The following is a 1501-nucleotide window of genomic DNA, read 5'->3' on the forward strand; positions in this document are numbered from 1 at the left end:
CATTCTTCTATTTCACTAAGTTCCAGCCAACGCATGGTCTTTTCATCAATCAAATCCGTGATCTCGGGCAAACGCTTTGATTTCTCTGTGAGTTCTTCTACGGATAAGGTGCCACTGCACAGGGCAGCTTCAATGGTTTTCTTTTCGTCCTCCAATTTAGCAATTTCCTGCTCCAGCTGTTCAAACTCCCTTTTCTCTTTAAAGGACATCCGGCGTTTTTCATTCAAACGCACTTTAGCGGTTTTATCTTCCTGCGGTTTAGAGGCTTCTTTTTCTTTCTCCTTTTCCAGCCGGGCTTTTTCTTCCTTCCAGTCACGATACTGGGTATAATTTCCGGGGAAATCACGGATATCCGCCTGACCGTTGAAGACTAACATGTGATCTACGACTTTATCCATAAAGTAGCGGTCGTGGCTTACTACGATAACACACCCCTTGAAATTCTGTAAATACTCTTCCAGTACATTCAGGGTAATGATATCCAGATCATTGGTAGGCTCATCCAGCACAAGGAAATTAGGATTACGCATCAATACCGTACACAGATACAGGCGACGGCGCTCTCCACCACTCAGTTTATAAACATAGCTATGCTGGGTTTCGGGAGTGAAGAGAAAATGTTGCAGAAACTGGGAAGCGGTCAGCTTTTTACCATTACCTAACTCTATGACTTCGGCGATATCCTGTACCACATCAATCACTTTCATCTGCTCATCGAACTGTAAGCCATCCTGCGAATAATAACCGAAACGTACCGTTTCTCCGATATCAATCGTTCCGCTATCGGCTTTCTCCTCTCCCATCAGTATTTTGATAAAAGTAGATTTACCGGTACCGTTATTACCTACAATGCCCATCTTTTCATAACGGGCAAAAATGTAAGAAAAGTCTTCTAATATTTTAAGGTCACCAAACGACTTGTACAAATGGTCTGCTTCGAATATCTTGCTACCGATGTAGGAGGCCTTTACTTCCAGTTTCACATTGTCGTTATTAAACCGCTGTTTAGCTACTTTCTCCAGTTCATAGAAAGCTTCTTCGCGATAACGCGCTTTATGCCCGCGGGCTTGCGGCATACGACGCATCCATTCCAACTCAGTGCGATACAGATTGTTGGCACGGGTTATTTCAACATTCGTTGCATCAATACGCTCTTGACGTTTCTCCAGGTAATAGCTATAATTTCCCTTATATTGATAGATCTGACGATTGTCTATTTCAATGATTTCGGTACAGACACGGTCGAGAAAGTAACGGTCGTGCGTCACCATGAGCAGACTGAGGTTTGTGCGGCGCAGGTAATCTTCCAACCATTCAGTCATATCAAGATCGAGATGGTTGGTCGGCTCATCCAGAATCAGCAGGTCAGGCTCAGTGATAAGGGTATTGGCAAGCGCCACGCGCTTCAACTGTCCACCAGAAAGATGCTTTACTTGCTGATCGAAGTTTCTTATCTTCAACTGGGAAAGAATTTGCTTGGCCTTCTGTTCATACTCCCATG

The 1501-nt window shown here is 44.0% G+C and carries 1 protein-coding gene; it reads right to left on the bottom strand.

All coding sequences use genetic code 11. From position 1 onward, the window contains the following. Positions 1–1501, bottom strand: a 1501-nt coding sequence (locus tag BACCELL_RS25385; protein WP_007215049.1) for an ABC-F family ATP-binding cassette domain-containing protein, incomplete at both ends; no start/stop codon positions are given.

The sequence above is a fragment of the Bacteroides cellulosilyticus DSM 14838 genome (assembly GCF_000158035.1).
Lineage (GTDB): Bacteria > Bacteroidota > Bacteroidia > Bacteroidales > Bacteroidaceae > Bacteroides > Bacteroides cellulosilyticus.